Origin of the sequence: Lichenihabitans psoromatis (genome assembly GCF_004323635.1) — a bacterium.
GTDB lineage: Bacteria > Pseudomonadota > Alphaproteobacteria > Rhizobiales > Beijerinckiaceae > Lichenihabitans > Lichenihabitans psoromatis.
Genome location: NZ_CP036515.1, coordinates 3,982,943 through 4,000,939, shown reverse-complemented (window position 1 = coordinate 4,000,939; position 17,997 = coordinate 3,982,943). Strand labels below are relative to the sequence as shown.

Genomic DNA, 17,997 nt, shown 5'->3' with positions numbered 1-17,997 from the left:
TGCCGCCTGCGTGTTGGATCATCGTCCTTGACGATCGCGTCACTGCGACTGGCCGACAACCAGCAGTGCTTCGCGTGAGCGACCGGCATGATCTGCCGCGAGGATCGTGTCGTCTGGCGCGACGACGCGGTCCCTGATCGCGCGACGGCGCAGACGCTTGATGATCGCCTCGGCCCGCTCAATTTCGGCCGGAAGCTCAGACGGACGCAAGGCGGGGCGACGACGAAGACGCGGGCTCTTGGCTTCCACGGCTGCCCAGAGATCATCGAACAGAAGGTTCTCGCGCGCGATCGCATCCGCAACGGCACTATCGAGCCGGAGCTTAAAGGCCCAACGCGCGGTCGGCCGATGCGCCTCGCCGTGGTGCCATCGCCGCAAATAACCTTTCCAGAACGCGCGTCGCCACGCCAAGTGAGCTGGTTCGAGATCGGCATCGCAGACCGCGTCGGGATTCTCGTGGCGAAACCGCATCGTGTCGGCGGCGCCCCCAACGGCGCGCCCATCGAGCCGCGCCGATGTCGTGACCGATACCGCGAGGGTATGGCGGACCTTGAACCCGGCACGGCCGAGCGCTTTCACCAAAGCCGCATCCTCCCCGACCGGCATGGGCGGCAGTCCTCCGATCGCCCGGTAGGCCTCAAGCGTGACCGCGAGACTAGCGCCTGAGGCGACACGGTGATTGGGCCACGGGTCATGCAGGTGGGGATCGCACAAGGCGATCATCTCGGCCATGGCCGCGAGATAGGTGTCCTCCCATCGGCCCCGTTGGATAAACGCCGCGCCAAGCCGCATCAGTTCGGCGGGGTGCGCATCGACATAACCCGCCACGGCATCGGCGCCGTCGGACAAGGCCGTCAGCGTGTTAGCGACCCAAACGGCGGCCACGATCGTGTCGGCATCCGTCGTCAGGATGATCCCGTCGGTTCGTCCCGGCGACGTCAAACGCGCGGCGGCCGCATCCATGGCATATTTCCGCGCCCACCCGGCATGGCTCTTCTCGCGATCCAGCATCGCCTCAACGACGTGGAGCCCGAACGGGAGCAGGGGCGCCAACGCATGAACCGAAGCCGCGGTGCCGTCCGTACAATTGTTGGCATAAACCAACACCTCGAACGTGCCAGCACCCAACGGGGCGCCTGTTCGATCGCGTTGGACCGCGAGGGCCGCCAGACACAAACCGATCCGCTCGATCTCATTACAGGCCGGGATAGCCACAATCGCTCTCGATGCGGGCTGACGAGCCGCGATCAGGTTCAACTCCAGCGTTGTCGGCTCCACGGTCAAACGAGATATCATGAGGGTGGCTCTTCGAAGTGTGCGGCGGTGAAGCCAGAACGCCGCTCCAGCCGGACGGGTCCACCTTGGCCGGAACATTGTCGCAGATCGTCCGTTCCATGATCGCTTTCCAAAGCCTCCACTGCTTTCGCTGTCGAGAGATTGGTGAGGCCGCATGGCCAAGGACCTTCGTTTGTCATCACACGCTGATTGTCTCGAACGCATCCCGCTCGACGATGGCGGACGCCGGGCAGGGCCGCTGGACGCCGTGCTGCGTGCAACACAGCTCTCCGATCTGTTGTTCGCGGAGGGCGAGCAGGCGGACCGGGAAACCCGCATCACGGATCGTGTCCACGCGGCACTCCGGGCCTCTACGCTTTTATTGGCTCCCTTTCCGGCGCGCTGGGGTGGCGAGGATCTGTTGTCGGCCGAACGGTCGCGAGATCTGACCGCCGTCTTGCGCCTGATCGGGGCCGGCGATTTGTCGGTCGCGCGCCTCTACGAAGGACATGTGAACGCCGTTGCCTTGGTGACGCGCTTCGGGACGAGCGGGCAGGTGGCGGCGTTTGCCGACGCTGTTGCGCAGGGCGCGATGTCGGCCGTTTGGAATGCCGAAGGGAAGCAGCCGTTGCGAGCGCAACGGACGGCTACCGGCTGGCATCTTACGGGCAGCAAGATCTTGGCGTCCGGAGCCGGGTCCATCACTCACCCGATCGTCACGCCGACCGGCCCGGATGGCGTCATCATGGTGATTCCGGTTTTGGCTTCGGGCGAGCGAGCCGACCTGTCCGGATGGACCGCGCAAGGCGTGCGCTCGACCGCGACCGGCACCGTCGATTTCACCGGACTGACGATTCCCTTTGCGGCGCAGATCGGAGGCGCGGGCGACTACATTCGCCAGCCCTCCTTCTCGGGTGGAGCGTGGCGCTTCTGCGCCGTCCACCTCGGCGCAGCCGAACGCCTTCTCGACCTCTATCGCGAGCATCTCGTTTCGAGATCGCGAGACGGCGACGCGCTGCAACAGCAACGCGTCGCGCATTGCGCCGCCGCTCTCGGGAGCGCCGCTTTCTGGGTCGAGCATGCGGCCGCCCGGTTGGCCTCACACTCATCCGTCGTCGACGCCGTCGATGCCGAGGCAACCGTGGGCTTTGTCAATCTGACCCGCGTCGTGACCGAGCGCGCCTGTCTTGACGTACTCGAGGCGGTGCATCGCGGCATCGGACTTGGCGCCTTCATTCGCCCGCATGCGGTGGAGCGCGTGTCGCGCGATCTGTCGACGTATCTACGCCAGCCGGTGCCTGATGGCGCGATGCTGGATGCGGCCAAGATGGTGCTGGCCTCGCCCCGATCGACGCGCCGGCTTTGGGATCTTTGATGATGCTGGCCGGTGACGCGCTCGATGCCATCAATGCCTTCCCGCTCGTCGAGGTCGAGGCCTTGTTGCAGCAAGGCCCGATGCTGGTGCTCTCACCCCATCCAGACGACGAGAGTCTCGGCTGTGGCGGATTGATCGCGGCGGCCTGCCACGTCGGCGTTCCGGTCGATGTGCTTGTGTTGACCGATGGCGCGGGCTCGCATCCAAACTCGATTCGCTATCCGGCCAAGCGTCTTGCGGCGGTCCGTCGCGAGGAAACCGAGCAGGCCGCGCGCGCGCTCGGCCTCGCTCCCGAACGCGTTGGCCATCTCGGACTTCCGGATACGCGGGCGCCGACGTCGGGGCCCGATTTCGAGACCGCGGTCGCAACCATTGCGACGCAGGTGGCCAACGGTGGCATCCGGCAAATGTTCGTGACCTGGGACCAGGATCCGCATTGCGATCATCAAGCCGCAGCCAGCATGGCGCGGGCGGTCGCGGCTCGCGTGCCCGGTCTTGCGCTATGGTCTTATCCGATCTGGGGGTGGCACCTGGCGCGTGACCGCCCGGTGGAGGTTGCGGCCCTCGAAGGGCTTCGGCTTAATGTCTCGGCCTTCCAGGCAGTGAAGCGTCGGGCCATCGCGGCTCATGTGTCTCAAATGACCGACCTGATCGACGATCCGGCTGGCTTTCGATTCACCGACACAACTCTCCGTCCATTCACGGGCCGCTACGAATATTTCATCAGGACGCAGCCGTGAGCCGCCGCACCGAGACGATCAAACCCGACTATTTCGATCGGCTCTATACGAGTGAGCCCGATCCGTGGGGGTTCAGAAGCAGTGATTACGAGCGCCGCAAATATGCTGCGACGCTCGCTATCCTTGAGCGGGCACATTACGCCGACGCGCTCGAGATTGGGTGTTCGATCGGGGTCTTCACGCGGCGACTTGCGGCCCGCTGCTCGCGTCTTGTCGCGATCGATGCCTCGCAGGTCGCGCTCGACACCGCGCGGTCCGATTGTGCCGATCTCGAGCATGTCGACATCCGGCTTGGGCTGGTGCCGGCCGATGTCCCCGAGGGGCCGTTCGATCTCATCGTGATGTCGGAAGTCCTGTATTATCTCGTCGCCGACGACGTGCGTCGGACCGCGGCAGCGTGCCGTCGCGCATTGGCGCCGGGCGGCGAAATCGTGCTCTGTCACTGGCTCGGCGAGACCGATTATCCTTTGACGGGCGAGGCCGCCGCCGAAACCTTCGTGACAGCAGCCTCAAGTTGGGTGATCTCGCATCATACGTCGCGGGAACCGGGATATCGGCTCGATCGGCTGGTGGCCGGGTCCTGATTAAGCCCTTCGTTTACCGTTCTCACGAGCTTCAATCCGTCGGTGTCCGGGATGAAGATAGTTTAAAGACGTTTAGGCCAAGCGAGAGACTCTTGTTCAATCAATCCCGCCTTCGGTTCGAGCAGCAGGTCGCGATCTTGGTCGGCCTTCTGTGCGTCGCCTTGGCGGGCGTTATGATCGTCGGCGCCATCATGATCGGTCGCCGCGAAGCTGTCAGGATGGTCCGACAGAATATGTCCGAACTTGCTAGCAATATGGCATCGGCGCTGGACAGCACGATGCGGGACCGTTTTCGCGAAATCCAGGTAATTGGCGGGTTGCGTCCGCTTCGTACCGCTTGGCGCACCGACCCCGGTCAGGTGCGCGAAGTCCTCGACACCCTGCAGGCATCACTGCCGGCTTATACGTGGATCGGCTTCGCTGCGCCGGATGGAACGGTGCTCTCGTCCACGAAAAAGCTTCTGGAAGGAGCCTCCGTTGCCGAACGACCTTGGTTCGTCAATGGTTTGAAAGCGCCGTCCGTCGGCGACGTGCACGACGCAAAACTGCTCGCGACGGTCCTCCGAAGGGGTCCCGATGTCGGGCCGTTTCGCTTCGTCGACGTCTCCGTCCCCGTCCGTGATGAGGCTGGAATGCTTGCGGGGGTCTTGGGCGCCCATCTGAGTTGGTCGTGGGCTGGTGACCTGCGACAACGGCTGCTGTCCTCCGACGGTGCCGGCCGAGAGACCGAAGTTTGGGTGCTCGCATCGGACGGACAAATCCTACTCGGCCCGACCCTCGGCGCTGCACCGTTCGATGCCCAGCGGCTCACCTTTTTTGCGATCGAGCGGTCCGGTGTCTTCGAGGATCGAAGCGCCGGCGACACGATCCTGACCGGCTTTGCGGTCACGTCCAGCGACAAGACCTATCCTGGCCTCGGATGGATCGTCGTGTCGCGCCGACCCGTCAGTGTCGCGTATAAAGCGATCGACGATACCGCCCGGACGATTGTGTTGTCGGCACCGGGTTGGCCTTGCTCAGCATCGCGTTGGCCTGGATGATCGCCCGCAACGCGGCGGCGGCTGTCCGCGCCATGACGCAGGCTGCACGCCAACTCGGTCGCGATCCGTCCATGACGATGCTGCCGCGTTTCGGTGGCTCGCAGGAGTTTGTCGAACTGTCAGCATCGTTGCGCTCACTCCTCCGCCGTATCGGCGTCGCCGAGCAGGAACGCCACCGGGTTGAGACCCAGTCGACGCTGATCGAGCGGCGTTTTCACGCCGAAATTGCCACGCTTCAGCGGGTTGCCGATACCGATCCGCTAACGGGCCTCCTGAACCGACGCTCATTCCTAATGCACGCAGATGATGCAATGCTTCACCATGACGGTCACCAGCGCAGCCTCTCGATCCTGGTCGCCGACATCGATGTCTTCAAACGGGTAAACGATAGTTATGGTCACCCGGCGGGCGACGAGGTGATTCGGCAGGTTGGTTTCCTGCGCGAGGCAGGGGTGCAATCGAGCGACAAGGTCGCGCGATTTGGTGGGGAGGAATTCGTCATTCTCCTGCGGGACGCGGATGAGGACCAAGCCCGACACCTGGCCGAGCGCATGCGCCTGGCGGTCCGTGCAGCCGTCATCCACCACGCGGGACAAGAGATTCGAGTCACGATCAATATCGGTGGCGCGGTGATCTCCACCAACGACACCGACATCCAGGCCTTGATCGAGCGAGCCGACCGGGCGCTCTACGACGCCAAGAGCCAGGGACGCGATTGCGTCAGCATGGATTCGCGTGACACTGCGTCGCCCATTCAGAACGTCGCCTGAGGCGGCCTGATGCGTCTAGCCGCCCGCACGCGTTCGACGTAAGCACGATGGCGGCGGCGCAACCGAAGGGGACCAACAGCATGGACCGAAAGATCATTTGGATTTTGGTGATGCTCTGCTTGCTGATTCTTCTCTGGTGGGCCTTTGACCATGTCCTATTTCCGACACTTCCGACACCGGCCGGAGCGCCCTCTATCGTCAAATAGGGCGACGTTGCGGTAGCTTTCGTCAACCAATCGCTCCTAAAGTCCCGTGCAATTGAATGATGGGGATGGATCGAGAATGGCGTGTTACCTGGTCGGTTTCTCGAGGAGTGGTGGATCGAGCAACCAGGCATCGCTTGCCGAGGCCATGCGTGTCATCGACGGACGCAATGTCGGTGACGGAAGCTGGGTGGTGAAGATCGATCAAAGCCGAGCCGCCTTGTTGGCGGCTCTGCATGATTGTTTCGGCCTCGACGCCGAGGTTCAAGTGATCGAACTGCCGGATGGCGCGTGGTGGAGCGCCTTGTCTTGTAAAAAGCCGGTGACCCCTCGCTCGCCGGCATGGTCGATCTTCGGAAATTTAGGGGGGTCGACGCTCGCGACCGGCTGACGTCGTTTCGCGGCGGATTCGCGGCGCGAGATACGCGTCGTCTGGTGAGCCCATTCGGCGATGCTGACCGTAGCTCCGTGACAAAGCCGCGGTCGACCGTGGCGCTCCACCCAAGGGACGACGATGGCGACCTACATGGTCCATATTGCAACGACCGACGCGACTCACGACTACGCGCCACTCTGGGGCGCGCTCGATCGCCTTCAGGCTTGCCGCGCCTTCCTCGACGTCTGGTTCGTCGACACCTACCAACCTGTCGACATGATGATGTCAGGCTTTCGACGCCTGCTGACAGAAGGCGATCGATTGTTTCTGTTGCAAATCAGCGAACGCGCGCTCTTGGGCAGCCTTGGCATGATGCCGGAGGCTCAACGGTGGCTCGAAGCGCGGCGGCCCTGAGCGCTCTTGGCGTCTCGTTACTTTATAATTAGACGAAATACTGTTTGTTACGCGGCGATTTACTTCGATTTCCATCCGTGATTAACGGATTGGGCCGTCGGTATGACGGAATTGAGGCGCAAGCCAGCCAGCGGATGCTCCCCCCGCAAGCCAGCCAGCATGACATGATGGAACAGGCTGACCAATGGGGTCCCGCACACGCGCGGTCGCGATCGCGACCGCCACTTTCCTTGTCGCCGCCCAGGGCGCAACGCAAGCTTATGGGCAACAAGTTCGACGCGCATCCGACGCGACCGCTTCTGCAACGAACGACACGCCGGCCGATCTGAGCGCCGCCGTCGCGCTCGATACGATCACCGTAACGTCGACCAAAACACCGGAACCGGCCATCGATGCCTTGTCGGGCTCGACCGTCGTGAACCGCCCCCAGATCAACAGGCTGCAGCCCTCGAAGGTCTCCGAAATTCTACAGACGATTCCGGGCGTCACGACCCAGAGCAGCCAAAACGATCCGGGTCAGTCGGTCAACATTCGCGGGCTTCAAGATTTCGGCCGGGTCAATGTTCTCGTCGACGGAGCGCGCCAGGACTATCAAATCTCCGGCCACAACGCCAACGGCACCTATTATCTGGACCCCGAGTTCATCGGGCAGGTGGATGTGACGCGCGGCCCGGTGTCGAACATCTACGGATCGGGGGCCATCGGCGGTGTCGTGGCGTTCCGCACCAAGGGTGTCGAGGACGTCCTCGCGCCCAACGAAACCTATGGCGCCTTGCAGAAGGTGGGTGTCGGCTCAAACGGCGCGGAATTTCTCAATTCATCGGCCGTCGCGACGCGCTTCGGTGATGTAGCCGACTTCTACGGACAATTCGTCTATCGCGGGCTCGATCCCTATGACGATGGCGCGGGCGACAAGGTTCAAGATACGGGGAGCAGGCTGCTTGGTGGCTTGATGAAGGCCAATATTCGCCCCGCCGAGGGGCAGCAGATCAGCCTGTCGGCCATGCAGCAGAATTATACGTTCGCCAATAACGGCACGAGTGCTGCCGGGTCCCGGTTTCGCGACGACGTCACGGCCGAGAATTACACAATCGGCTACACATTCAGCCGGCCCGAGATCCAATGGCTCGATTTCAGCGCCAAGGCCTATTCGTCGGCGACACGCAATAAAGAGACGGCGGTCGCGCCGGACGCCACCTACCAGGCGCTCGGGGTTCAGCCCGGCGATCCGTTGTCGGATCGGGTCCGGACGGTCGGCTTCGACCTCAATAATACGGCCCGTTTCGACACTGGCCCGGTGCATCATGCGCTGACGGTCGGTGGCGACAGCGCTTGGGACCATGTCAGAACCGACGATCAGGCGGGCGGTTACGTCGGCGCGCTGACGCCTTCGGGAACGCGGCGTATCTCGGGGGCCTTCATCCAAGATGAGGCGCGCTACGGCGGATGGCTTCGTGTGCTCGGTGCCGCCCGCTATGACGATTACGAGTTGAACGGGGGCGCCTATCACTCGGAAGGCAGCCGGGTCTCGCCGAAGATCACCGTCGGGGTGACGCCGATCCGCGGCATCGAGCTCTACTCGACCTATGCCGACGGCTACCGCGCGCCCTCGATCACCGAAACTCTGATCTCCGGCGCGCATCCGTTTCCGGCGTTCAACATTCTGCCCAATCCCACACTGAGGCCCGAGGTCGCGCATAACGTCGAGGGTGGCGTGAACGTCAAATACGACGACGTTTTCCGAGATGGCGACAAGATCAGAGGCAAGCTGACGGTCTTCTCCAACGACGTCAGCAACTACATCGATATGGAGACCGTGGGCGCGCCTTATCTGGTGCCGTTCATTCCCGGCGCTCCGGTGTCGCTCTGCGCCAGCCGACCCTCGCTCTGTTTCCCGATCACCTCCTATCAATATCTGAATATCGCCAAGGCCAATCTGACGGGCGTCGAGGTCGAGGGTGGCTATGATTGGGGGCAGGGGTTCTTCACGCTCTCGGGTCAGCATATCGACGCCAAGAACGAGACCACCAAGGGCGCATTGGTCACGTCGATCCCGGATCGGCTCACCTCGACGCTCGGGCTCCGCTTCCTCGACGACCGTCTCACCGTCGGGACACGGCTGACGCTGGTGGACAAGAGCGTCGTCATATCGTTGGCGACCGGTACCGTGACCAACACGCCGAGCGGCGGCTATGCGCTGGTCGACCTCTTCGCCAATTATAAGGTCAACGACCGGGTCGCTGGCGACTTCACGGTCAAAAACCTCTTCGACCGACAATATCGCCAATATCTCGACAGTGAGCCGAGCGCCGGCACGGTCGTGAAAGCCTCCCTGACCGTGAAATTCGCCTCCAAGTGAGGCGCCTCGATTTCATGCAAAGCCACACAACCAATGGAGACCATCGCATGTATATCGCCATGAATAGATTCAAAGTGATCGTGGGTGAGGAGAATGCCTTCGAGCAGGTCTGGCGCTCGCGTGAGAGCCGCCTGCATGAGATGAACGGCTATGTGTCGTTCGATCTGCTCCGCGGTCCGCAGCAAGAGGACTACACACTCTATGCGTCGCATACGGTCTGGGCGAACCGCGAAGCTTTCCAAGCTTGGACCCAGTCCGAGCAGTTCCGGGACGCCCACAAAAATGCCGGCAAGGGCCGCCCGTTGACGACCGGCCATCCCGTCTTCGAAGGTTTTGACGCGGTGTCGATGGAAGCGGAGGCGGTGGCCTGATCTGTCACGACCATAGCAGGCTCCGACGATCGCCTCGTCGAGCCTTTTCGATCAGGGGTCGGTCATTGGCACGGCAGGCGGCGTGAATTGCAGGATCTCGCTGGTATAAGTCTCGACCACGAGGCTGAACGGTGTGGCGTCGGGCAGCGAAAGAAGCGCACGGTTTTCGATGAGATGGTCGGGGATGGAGAGGATGCCGGGCGACCCGCCCAAGATGGTCGCGTGGCCGTTGTCCCACCCCTCCGCAACAGGCGACCAGAGCAGGCGTGAGGCGAGCGTGCGCCGGTAAAACCGGAGAGGCTGAACGATCCGGCCGAACGACCCGTCGGTGGTGTCGAGCGCCATGTTCATGGCGGGCGTCAGCCGTGCCGGCACGTACCAATTGTCGGCTTCGGAGACGACATGGTCGCCACACCGCAATTTGACCCGCCGATAGCGGAGTGGCTCGTCCGTGGAGATCCGGAGAAGCGCGCGATCCTGCTCGGTGGCCTGTTTGTCTGCACCCTTGACACGCTCCGCAGCGATTTGGCTTCCGCGCGACGCAAGGCCGTGATCGGCGCACCACTTTTCTAGAACCAGCGTCGCACTGTCGTGGCTCAACAACGACACGCTCAGCGTCTGCAAGAGGGCCAGCACTTCCATGCGGCCGAGGGGCGAGCCAAGCCATTCGGCCCGTGCTGATGCCGATGGCGCGCCCGCGGCAGCGCAAATCGTGGAGATCATCAGGGCGGTCGCGCCGGTTTTCAGATGCTGTCTCATTGGTCCCATGTCTGAGATGTGCGCAAGCATTGCGAAACCCGCGTGACGAAACGAGGGCCGGACACTCGTGGTCATCCGACGCTTAACACGCCGCCATCGCCAAGAGCCTTACGGACCGCGACGGGTCGGGAGCACAAAGGGAACGCCGGCGCCCGGCACGGCACCCACCCGCAGATCGACGCGGAACACGTCTCGCAGAAGAGCATCGGTCATCACCTCGGCCGGGGGGCCCTGGGCCACCAAATGACCGCCATCGAGCACGACGAGGTGATCGGCGTAAGCTGCCGCAAGATTGAGATCGTGGATGATGGCCAGCACCGCGGTGCCCTCCCTGGCCAGGACGCGTAGCTCGTCCAGCAATCCGATCTGGTGCCGCAGGTCCAGGCTGGCGATGGGCTCGTCCAGAAACAGGAGCTGACTGGGCGCGAGCGAGCGACCTGCCGCCAGTTGACACAGGACACGGGCAAAATGGACCCGCTGCTGCTCGCCACCCGATAGAGTCTGAAACATGCGATCGCGCAAGTGATCGACACCCGCCCGCACGAGAGCGCTCTCGACGATGCCGGCTCGCTCGATCTTGCCGAGCGCCCGGCCAACGCCATCGCTGCCGAGAGCGGCGACTTGATGAGCCTTGAACGGCACGAACACCTGCGCGTTCTGCGGCAGCACCGCGCGACGGCACGAGAGCTGCCACGCGGGAAAATCACGCAGCGCTCGCCCATGCAGCCGGACCGATCCGGATTGCGCCTGAAGGCCGCCGGCCAGGAGCTTCAGCAACGTCGATTTTCCCGCGCCGTTGGGGCCGACCACGATGGTGACGCGACCAGCGTCCAGCGTCAGCGCGGCATTGCGGATCAATACCGCGTCGCGAACCGCGAACGTGAGAGCTTCGGCTTCGAGCAGCGGTATCATGCGCCGATATCCTGGGCCCGGGTGAGGAGAAGCCAGAGGAAGAACGGTGCGCCGATGGCTGCCGTGAGGATACCAATCGGGACTTCGGCCGGAGCCGCGAGGGTGCGGGCCAAAATATCGGCCCCCACCAGCAACGATCCACCCAGCAAGGCGCTGGCCGGGAGCACGATGCGATGATCGGCGCCGGCCGTGAGCCTTAGGAGATGCGGCACCACGATCCCGATAAACGCGATGGGACCGGCCAAAGCCACGCTGCTGCCGACCGCGAGCGCCACCAGGCCGATCATGATGCGTTTTGTTCGCTGCACCGGCACGCCGAGGTAATAGGCATCCGCTTCCCCGAGCGCCAAGGCATTGAGGCTGCGGGCCAGGAACGGAACAATCACCAGAACCGGTAGAATCAGCACGGCCGCGGCTGCGACCTTGCCCCAGGTGGCGCCGCCGAGACTGCCGAGCGACCAGAATGTGAGGTCGCGCAATTGCCTGTCGTCGCTCAGATAAACCAGAAGTCCCGTGGCCGCGCCCGTGAGGGCGCCGAGCGCCACACCGGCCAGCAACAACAGCGCGACCGAGGTGCGACCGTCGCGAGTCGCGAGGCCGTATAAAATCGATGTGGCGGCCAATCCGCCGCCGAACGCCGCAAGCGGCAGAACGACGACGGCCCATGGGCCGTCCAGCAGGCCCGGGATCCACCGGTCTCCCAACACGATCGCGGCGGCGGCCGCAAGCGCCGCCCCGGCCGAGACCCCGATCAGACCAGGATCGGCGAGCGGATTGCGAAACAGGCCTTGCAGCAAGGCCCCCGACATCGCCAGCGCGGCCCCGACCAGAAAGCCGAGCAGCGTCCTCGGGATCCGGATGTCGAGCAAGATCAGGGCATCATGGGCCGCGTCGAGCGCGGGGTCGCGCGTCAAAGCGGCTCGCAGCACCATCAGGATTCGCGACGGCGATATCGTGACGGCTCCAAGCCCCACGGAGGCGATCGCTGTTCCGGCCAGCAACAGGCAGAGCAGTGCGAGGGTGACGATCGCGGTGCGCGACATCAGGGCGCGGGCGCAAGATCAGGATAAAGCGCTCTGATCAGCGTGGTCGCGGCCTCGGGCGTGCGGGGCCCGAACCCGAGCAGCAGCAAGCCATCGAGGCTGACGAGGCTGCGGGTTTTTGCAGCGGGTGTGGCCGCATAAGCCGGCATCGCGAAGACGGTGTCGGCCGAGAGGGCATGCCGGTCGTTTTGCATCGTCAGGATCACATCCGGCGCGGCAGCCACGATCGCTTCGTCGGTGATCGGCTTGTACCCGTCGATGTCGTCGGCGGCGTTGACGCTGCCTGCCAGGCGGATCATCCCGTCGGCGGAGGTGTGACGTCCGCCCACCATCGATCGGCCATTCTGCAGAGACAAGACGAACAGAACGCGGCGCGGTTTCTCAATCCTTGTCCGGAGGACCGCCAGCGAGGCAAAGCCTGCCGCAACGTCGCGATCGAGAGCGGCCGCCCCGCTTTCGTCGCCAAGCGCTTTGCCGATCGCGTCGATCTTCCGGTGAATGCCGTCCGGAGTGGGGTCGTCCGGGATTGTCACGAAAGCAACGCCGGTCTGCCGGATCAGCATCAAGGCGTCGGGCGGGCCCGCTCCGTCGATCGAGAGAATGAGGTCGGGCCGTAAGGACAAAACGCCTTCCGCCGAGATGCTGCGGACGTAACCGACATTCGGCTTATCCTTCAGGGCAGACGGCGGAAACAGGCTTGTCGTATCCAGGGCGGCGATCCGCTCCTCGCGATGCAGGGCATAGATGATCTCGGTGATCGAGCCGCCGAGCACCACGACCCTGTTTACATCCGCTGGCGTGGCAGCGCTTGCGAAGGTGATCGGCAACAGGCCAAACAGCAGGATCAGGGCACGGTGGACGGAGCGCGATATCATGAGTCTCACTTGGTCAGGATCAGTTTGCCTTTGGCCGTAATCCTCAGGCGATAGCGTTCGTTGGCGTGGAGAAGCACGGCTTCGCCGCCGCGCGACAGAAGCGTCTCGACCGCAAACACCGGCGGCGCCTCTGGACGTCTCGCCGCAGCCATATCGGTTGAGGATGTTCGGCTCGGTTGTTTGGAATTACTCTCATTCACAAAAGTAAAACCCTCGCGACAAGCTGCCTTTACAGTTTGAAATCATTTTAAAGTCAAACAAATGCAGTAGATGCTTGTTTTCTGTACGTCGAGCCAAGCGGCCGCGTCAAATGATCTTTGACGAACGCGTGTTCGCGTCGGCCGAACGGCCTCGTGATCCGGCGGATTGTCGTATGGTGAGGATCGGCGGGCAGTCGTGGGCGAGAGCCTTGTCCAGGATGGCTCACAAGCCGAAATCTGTGGTCGTTCGGGGTCTGTCAGGCGTCGCGATCACGCTCGGGCAGCTTGCCAGAGGGCATTCGCCGCCCGAGGCGACGACATGTTACCGACCCTGCCTCATCGCTCATGGGCGATTGACAATCGACGCTCGTGGCTTTGCGACAGGTCTCGCGTGTCAGCGACGCGGGAGCGTCATATCGCGGATAATCAGACGATCGATCTCCAAGGTGCCGAAACGCGCTTTGCGGACCGACAAACGCCCAATGACGAAAGCCCCGACCGCGACGGCCCCGAAAGCCAGCGCCCCCACTGCGGCGGCTCCTATCGCAAAGGCTCCGGTCGCGCCTGCGCCGGTCGCGACCGCCCCCGTCGCCCGGGCTCGCTGCGCCGCCACTCTCGGCGGGATCAATTGAGTCATCGTGGTAGATCCTCTTCTCGTGGTCGGTTGCGAGAGAACCACACCCTGGCGCTGCAGGCCACCCGATGCAGCGCTGTCGCTTGGCTTTGACGCCTGCTGCGATACGCGCATCGGATGCTCGCAACCTATGTTAGTCGCGCGGCATTGACCGGGCGACAATCGACATTCTCCGGCCGAGCTTTCCGACGATGTGGCTACCCCTTCTTGCTCTCGCGGTGGCCATGCCGCTGCGGTTGATCCCGCGGACGGACTCCTTGAGCGCACATTTCGACGCCTGCATGGCGCATGCGGTCCAGCATCGATTGTTCGATCGTGCGTCTCCGAAACTGCGCCTGTCCCATGTGGTTGGAATGCGCGCGCTGCCGGTCGTCAAACCCGTCCGGGCTGCACCACGGCTTCGGATCGTGACATAGTCGCGGTCAGGACGGCCGCGACCTCGAGCGTCGCGCCGTCAGCGTCGAGAACGAGGAAAAAGTCATGCCGATCATCGCGATCATGTACGGCCCAACCATGATGCCCGAGCATCATACCGCCCTCTATTATATCACTGGGGACGACGATGCGGCCGAGCGCGAGATCGAAGAGTTGAGCCATGAGCCCAACATCGGCCCGGGCTGCGGATTTTCCTACAAGATCATGGACGACAAGGAGACATGGCAGGCCGAGGGAGCCGAACTGCCCGATCTTGAATGATCGATCGCGTTGCTTTCGTCTGTTAGGCGCTCTTCTTGTCGGGCAAGGTCATGTCGTCGGATAGGCGATACAGCGCCGTGAAGTCGGCAGCCGGAATGGGTCGTGAGAACAAGTAGCCTTGGGCCTCCGAGCAGCCTTTGTCGAGCAATCTGCATCGTTGTTCTTCGGTTTCAACGCCTTCTGCGATGATCGCAAGCCCGAAGCTGGTGCTCAGGTCGATAACGGCCCGGATGATCGCGGCATCCTCTCGGCTATCGCACATGCCACGCACAAATGACTGGTCGATCTTCAACCGCGTGAGCGGGAAAGCCTTTAACTGACTCAGTGAGGCATAACCGGTTCCGTAATCGTCAAAAGCGATGCCGACCCCGGCTTTCCGCAGCGCGCTGAACATGGCGATCTGCGCTTTGTCGTGGACCAAGATGATATTCTCTGTGATCTCCAACTCCAACGCCGACGTGGGAAGATGAGCTGCCGACAAGGCGTCGAGCACCTGTTTGGCGAGGGCGCTGCTGCGGCTTTGGACGCCGAACAGGTTGACGCCGATGCGAAAATCCGGCGCGTATCTGCGCCATTCGGCGGCTTGCAGGCAGGCCTGCGACATCACCCATGTGCCGACCTCGGCAGCATAACGGCTGTTTTCGAGGTTGCTGATGAAGGTGGCGGGGGAGAGCAGCCCGTGTTTTGGATGCTGCCACCGAAGCAAGGCCTCAGCGCCGATCAGACTGCCGTCGGGCAAGTGCACCTGAGGCTGATAAAAAATCACGAATTCGCCATTCTCGGTGGCGCGGTGAAGATCCTCCCGGCTTTCGCGCTTATTGAGTGCCGTCTGTTTCAGATCCGGGGTGAATTGACGAAAGCAATTCCGCCCATCGGCTTTGGCTCGGTACAGTGCCAAATCGGCACGGGACAGCAACTCCTCCGCCGTTTCATTGTCGGTCGTGCTGCGTGCAATCCCAATACTGGCCCCAAGATTGATGTTTTCATCACAAATCGTAAAGGGGTCCGCAATCGCTTTCAGGATGACGGAGGCGGTTTCCGACGCCGATGCCAGATCCGGCGTCGCGACGAGCACGACGGCAAATTCATCGCCACCGATGCGCGCCACCGTATCGGTCGGCCGCACGCAATCGAGGAGGCGTTTCGCCGTTATCTGTAACAACTGGTCGCCTGCAGAATGACCGAGCGCGTCGTTCACCTCTTTGAAGCCGTCGAGATCGATCACCAAGATGGAAGCGGCTTGCCCTCCTTGCGTGGCTTCCAAGATCCGGTTCGAGAGAACCATCCGGTTCGGCAAGGCCGTCAGTGGGTCGTGATGCGCGAGGCTGAAGAGTTGCTCTTCGTTGGCGCGGCGCTCCCGGATATCACGAACGATCGATCCAAAGGCCCTGCGCCCATCCTCGGACCACATCGACAACGAGAGTTCGATCGGAAATTCGGTTCCGTCCTTATGTCGGGCTGGAAGCTCGATGGTCTTGCCGATCAGCCGCGGCGCGCCCCCATCGACGACACGCATCATCCCCGTGTTATGAGCGCCCGCGGCGCGCCGTGACACGATGATGTCGACGCTTTGCCCGATCGCTTCGCTCGAGGCATAGCCGAAGAGCTGCGTCGCCGCTTCGTTCCAAACCGTGATGTGTCCCTCTTGGTCGCAGCAGATGATCCCATCGGGAGAGCTTGCGGCGATGCCCTGAAAACGAGACTGGCTGGTTTCACGGGCAAGGTCGAGCCGCCGCTTTTCGAAAAGATCGGTTGCGATCTTGCCGAGATCCGTCAGGTTTTGTGCATCGCGCTCGGAAAACTGGTTCCTGGGCCTGTGATCGATAATGCAGATCGTTCCGAAGGCGTGGCCCGACGGCGAACGCAACGGGACACCCGCGTAGAAGCGAACGAAGGGCCAGCCCGTCACCTGCGGATTGTCGTAGAAGCGCGGATCGAGAGATGCGTCCAGCACGAAGAAGAGGGCGTCCCGCGAGATCGTATGGGTGCAGAACGACAGCTCGCGGTCGGTCTCGGCTAGATCCAAGCCGATTTTGCAGTAGAAGACTTGTCGGTCTCGTTCCATGAACGACACGAACGCCACTGGGACGCTAAACAGCCGCGACGTCAGCTGGACCAGATGATCGAAAGTCGGGTCGTCGGATTGATCGCCGAGTTGATAATCCGCCAGACGAGCGAGCCGAGCGTCCTCATCGATCGGAATTGGAGCAGCGCGCATAAGGTTCTCCGAGTGCGGCCGACCACTAAAGCCGAGTGATTGCTGATCCGTTAAAACGTTTTTGGATAAGCCCGAGCGTCGCTCCGGCAGCGTCCTGGCTTTCGCGCTGTAACCAGTGGCGTCGCGCCAGCAAGCCTGAGATCAATCCACAGGCCGACAATATTTTTATTAAAAAGCCGGATTGTTTCAGGATAACTTGATGGGGATCCAGCATTTTCGGACAAGCTTGCTGACCTCCCAGTCGGAGCGTTAGGGGGCGGCGTTGCTTCCGCCCTTCGCGCAGGGGCCGCTACTCGACCGATCCATGGAGTTCATCCCCTATCCCGATGTGTTGCGTCGAACAGGCCCGTGAAGGCGATGGATGAGGAACAAAAAGCGGAGCGACGGCGCTGTCGATCAGTCAAAAGGAACGATGAGGGAAGCAACCGGCCAAGACGCGGCTCGTGACGGAAGCCAATGCCTTCTTTCACACTCTGTTGGTCCAACTGGCCGCGTCGCGGTATCGGCACGGCAAACCTCGCTCAAAGGATGCATTCTATGAATTCTGATCGTATCGACGGGACTGCCCAGGAGATCGGCGGCAAAATCCAGCAAACCGTCGGGATGGCAACCGGAAGCGGGCGGCTCCGGGCCGAAGGCTTGGCTCGAGAAGTCGGGGGCAAGAGCCAGAATCTCTATGGGCAAGCCAAAGATGGATTGAAGGATGCGGCCGATAGCGTGTCCAACTATGCCGAGGAGGCCTATGAGCGTGGAAGCGTCTACGTCCAGCAGGGCGCCGAGACTGTCGAAACGACGATTAATCAGCACCCTGTGACCGGGATTGTCCTGGCCGGTGCGATCGGCTTCCTGCTCGGCCTCGTCGTTTCGCAGCGTCGCTGAACTATCATCGCGGGTGGCCGGATCGTCACGGCTGAGAACGACCGGCATCCTGCGCTGCGACTGACTCGCGTGACCCATCACGTTACTGTGGTGGCGCGGAGAGAGCTCCTGCCTCTGTTGCGCGCAACATTGCGACGTGTCTTCGGGTAGCGTTTGCTGTCGATGGTTTAAGCGTCGATGCGGTCTCTGGGGTCAAAAAGTGAGCAGGCGACCCTCGAACATGGACGAGAGCGTCGTTGGTCAACCCGTCTGTCCGGCTTCCCGGCAGGACGAC

General features: G+C 62.6%; 20 protein-coding genes. 12 read left to right on the top strand and 8 right to left on the bottom strand.

Annotated elements, in window-relative coordinates; translation table 11 throughout:
* Window positions 1-39 precede the first annotated feature (39 nt).
* Window positions 40-1,296 carry a glycosyltransferase family 2 protein gene (locus EY713_RS18675; RefSeq protein WP_165491190.1) on the bottom strand — a complete coding sequence of 419 codons (1,257 nt, stop codon included), beginning with the start codon at window positions 1,294-1,296 and terminating at the stop codon, window positions 40-42.
* Between the two features lie 172 nt (window positions 1,297-1,468).
* On the opposite strand from EY713_RS18675, the gene EY713_RS18670 reads away from it, so the two are divergent.
* The 9 genes from EY713_RS18670 (at window position 1,469) to hmuQ (ending at window position 9,507) form a co-directional block, all read left to right on the top strand.
* Window positions 1,469-2,650, top strand: coding sequence for an acyl-CoA dehydrogenase family protein (locus EY713_RS18670; RefSeq protein WP_245572786.1), 1,182 nt, complete (start codon window positions 1,469-1,471; stop codon window positions 2,648-2,650).
* Entirely contained in the window at window positions 2,650-3,390 is a 741-nt protein-coding gene (locus tag EY713_RS18665) for a PIG-L deacetylase family protein (RefSeq protein ID WP_245572785.1), read from the top strand. Before EY713_RS18670 ends, EY713_RS18665 begins: the two co-directional genes overlap by 1 nt.
* Complete coding sequence (locus EY713_RS18660) at window positions 3,387-3,974, top strand: SAM-dependent methyltransferase (RefSeq protein ID WP_131117920.1); 588 nt, start codon at window positions 3,387-3,389, stop codon at window positions 3,972-3,974. Before EY713_RS18665 ends, EY713_RS18660 begins: the two co-directional genes overlap by 4 nt.
* A gap of 92 nt (window positions 3,975-4,066) precedes the next feature.
* Complete coding sequence (locus EY713_RS18655) at window positions 4,067-5,014, top strand: cache domain-containing protein (RefSeq protein WP_131117916.1); 948 nt, start codon at window positions 4,067-4,069, stop codon at window positions 5,012-5,014.
* The gene (locus tag EY713_RS18650; RefSeq protein ID WP_131117913.1) at window positions 4,987-5,784 is read left to right on the top strand and encodes a GGDEF domain-containing protein; all 798 of its coding nucleotides are present in this window, start codon (window positions 4,987-4,989) and stop codon (window positions 5,782-5,784) included. The genes EY713_RS18655 and EY713_RS18650 overlap by 28 nt, the downstream gene beginning before the upstream one ends.
* A 282-nt stretch (window positions 5,785-6,066) precedes the next feature.
* The gene (locus EY713_RS18645) at window positions 6,067-6,378 is read left to right on the top strand and encodes a hypothetical protein (RefSeq protein WP_131117910.1); all 312 of its coding nucleotides are present in this window, start codon (window positions 6,067-6,069) and stop codon (window positions 6,376-6,378) included.
* A gap of 123 nt (window positions 6,379-6,501) precedes the next feature.
* Window positions 6,502-6,777, top strand: coding sequence for a hypothetical protein (locus tag EY713_RS18640; RefSeq protein ID WP_131117908.1), 276 nt, complete (start codon window positions 6,502-6,504; stop codon window positions 6,775-6,777).
* A gap of 184 nt (window positions 6,778-6,961) precedes the next feature.
* The gene (locus tag EY713_RS18635) at window positions 6,962-9,136 is read left to right on the top strand and encodes a TonB-dependent hemoglobin/transferrin/lactoferrin family receptor (protein ID WP_131117905.1); all 2,175 of its coding nucleotides are present in this window, start codon (window positions 6,962-6,964) and stop codon (window positions 9,134-9,136) included.
* A 47-nt stretch (window positions 9,137-9,183) separates the two neighbouring features.
* A complete protein-coding gene (gene hmuQ, locus EY713_RS18630) occupies window positions 9,184-9,507 on the top strand; it encodes a heme-degrading protein HmuQ (RefSeq protein WP_131117902.1) in 324 nt (107 codons plus the stop codon).
* Between the two features lie 51 nt (window positions 9,508-9,558).
* Here hmuQ and EY713_RS18625 read toward each other — a convergent pair whose 3' ends face one another.
* From EY713_RS18625 to EY713_RS18600, 6 genes are all read right to left on the bottom strand, one after another.
* Window positions 9,559-10,266, bottom strand: coding sequence for a hypothetical protein (locus EY713_RS18625; RefSeq protein WP_245572784.1), 708 nt, complete (start codon window positions 10,264-10,266; stop codon window positions 9,559-9,561).
* A 108-nt stretch (window positions 10,267-10,374) separates the two neighbouring features.
* Complete coding sequence (locus EY713_RS18620; protein WP_131117896.1) at window positions 10,375-11,178, bottom strand: heme ABC transporter ATP-binding protein; 804 nt, start codon at window positions 11,176-11,178, stop codon at window positions 10,375-10,377.
* Window positions 11,175-12,221 carry a FecCD family ABC transporter permease gene (locus tag EY713_RS18615; RefSeq protein ID WP_131117893.1) on the bottom strand — a complete coding sequence of 349 codons (1,047 nt, stop codon included), beginning with the start codon at window positions 12,219-12,221 and terminating at the stop codon, window positions 11,175-11,177. The genes EY713_RS18620 and EY713_RS18615 overlap by 4 nt, the downstream gene beginning before the upstream one ends.
* Window positions 12,221-13,096: a heme/hemin ABC transporter substrate-binding protein gene (locus tag EY713_RS18610; RefSeq protein ID WP_131117891.1), complete on the bottom strand. Its 876-nt coding sequence runs from the start codon at window positions 13,094-13,096 to the stop codon at window positions 12,221-12,223. The genes EY713_RS18615 and EY713_RS18610 overlap by 1 nt, the downstream gene beginning before the upstream one ends.
* Window positions 13,097-13,101: 5 nt before the next feature.
* On the bottom strand, window positions 13,102-13,296 hold the full coding sequence (gene hemP, locus EY713_RS18605; protein ID WP_245572783.1) for a hemin uptake protein HemP: 195 nt from the start codon (window positions 13,294-13,296) through the stop codon (window positions 13,102-13,104).
* A 394-nt stretch (window positions 13,297-13,690) separates the two neighbouring features.
* On the bottom strand, window positions 13,691-13,933 hold the full coding sequence (locus EY713_RS18600; protein WP_131117888.1) for a hypothetical protein: 243 nt from the start codon (window positions 13,931-13,933) through the stop codon (window positions 13,691-13,693).
* Window positions 13,934-14,187: 254 nt separating this feature from the next.
* Here EY713_RS18600 and EY713_RS22875 point away from each other — a divergent pair, with 254 nt between their 5' ends.
* Together EY713_RS22875 and EY713_RS18595 are read left to right on the top strand one after the other, a co-directional pair.
* Window positions 14,188-14,346: a hypothetical protein gene (locus tag EY713_RS22875; protein WP_165491189.1), complete on the top strand. Its 159-nt coding sequence runs from the start codon at window positions 14,188-14,190 to the stop codon at window positions 14,344-14,346.
* A 64-nt stretch (window positions 14,347-14,410) separates the two neighbouring features.
* Window positions 14,411-14,626, top strand: coding sequence for a hypothetical protein (locus tag EY713_RS18595; RefSeq protein WP_131117885.1), 216 nt, complete (start codon window positions 14,411-14,413; stop codon window positions 14,624-14,626).
* Between the two features lie 22 nt (window positions 14,627-14,648).
* Here EY713_RS18595 and EY713_RS18590 read toward each other — a convergent pair whose 3' ends face one another.
* Window positions 14,649-16,844 (bottom strand): putative bifunctional diguanylate cyclase/phosphodiesterase, encoded by a 2,196-nt coding sequence (locus EY713_RS18590; RefSeq protein WP_131117882.1) that lies wholly within the window; start codon window positions 16,842-16,844, stop codon window positions 14,649-14,651.
* A 537-nt stretch (window positions 16,845-17,381) separates the two neighbouring features.
* Here EY713_RS18590 and EY713_RS18585 point away from each other — a divergent pair.
* The gene (locus EY713_RS18585) at window positions 17,382-17,723 is read left to right on the top strand and encodes a CsbD family protein (RefSeq protein WP_165491188.1); all 342 of its coding nucleotides are present in this window, start codon (window positions 17,382-17,384) and stop codon (window positions 17,721-17,723) included.
* Window positions 17,724-17,997 lie beyond the last annotated feature (274 nt).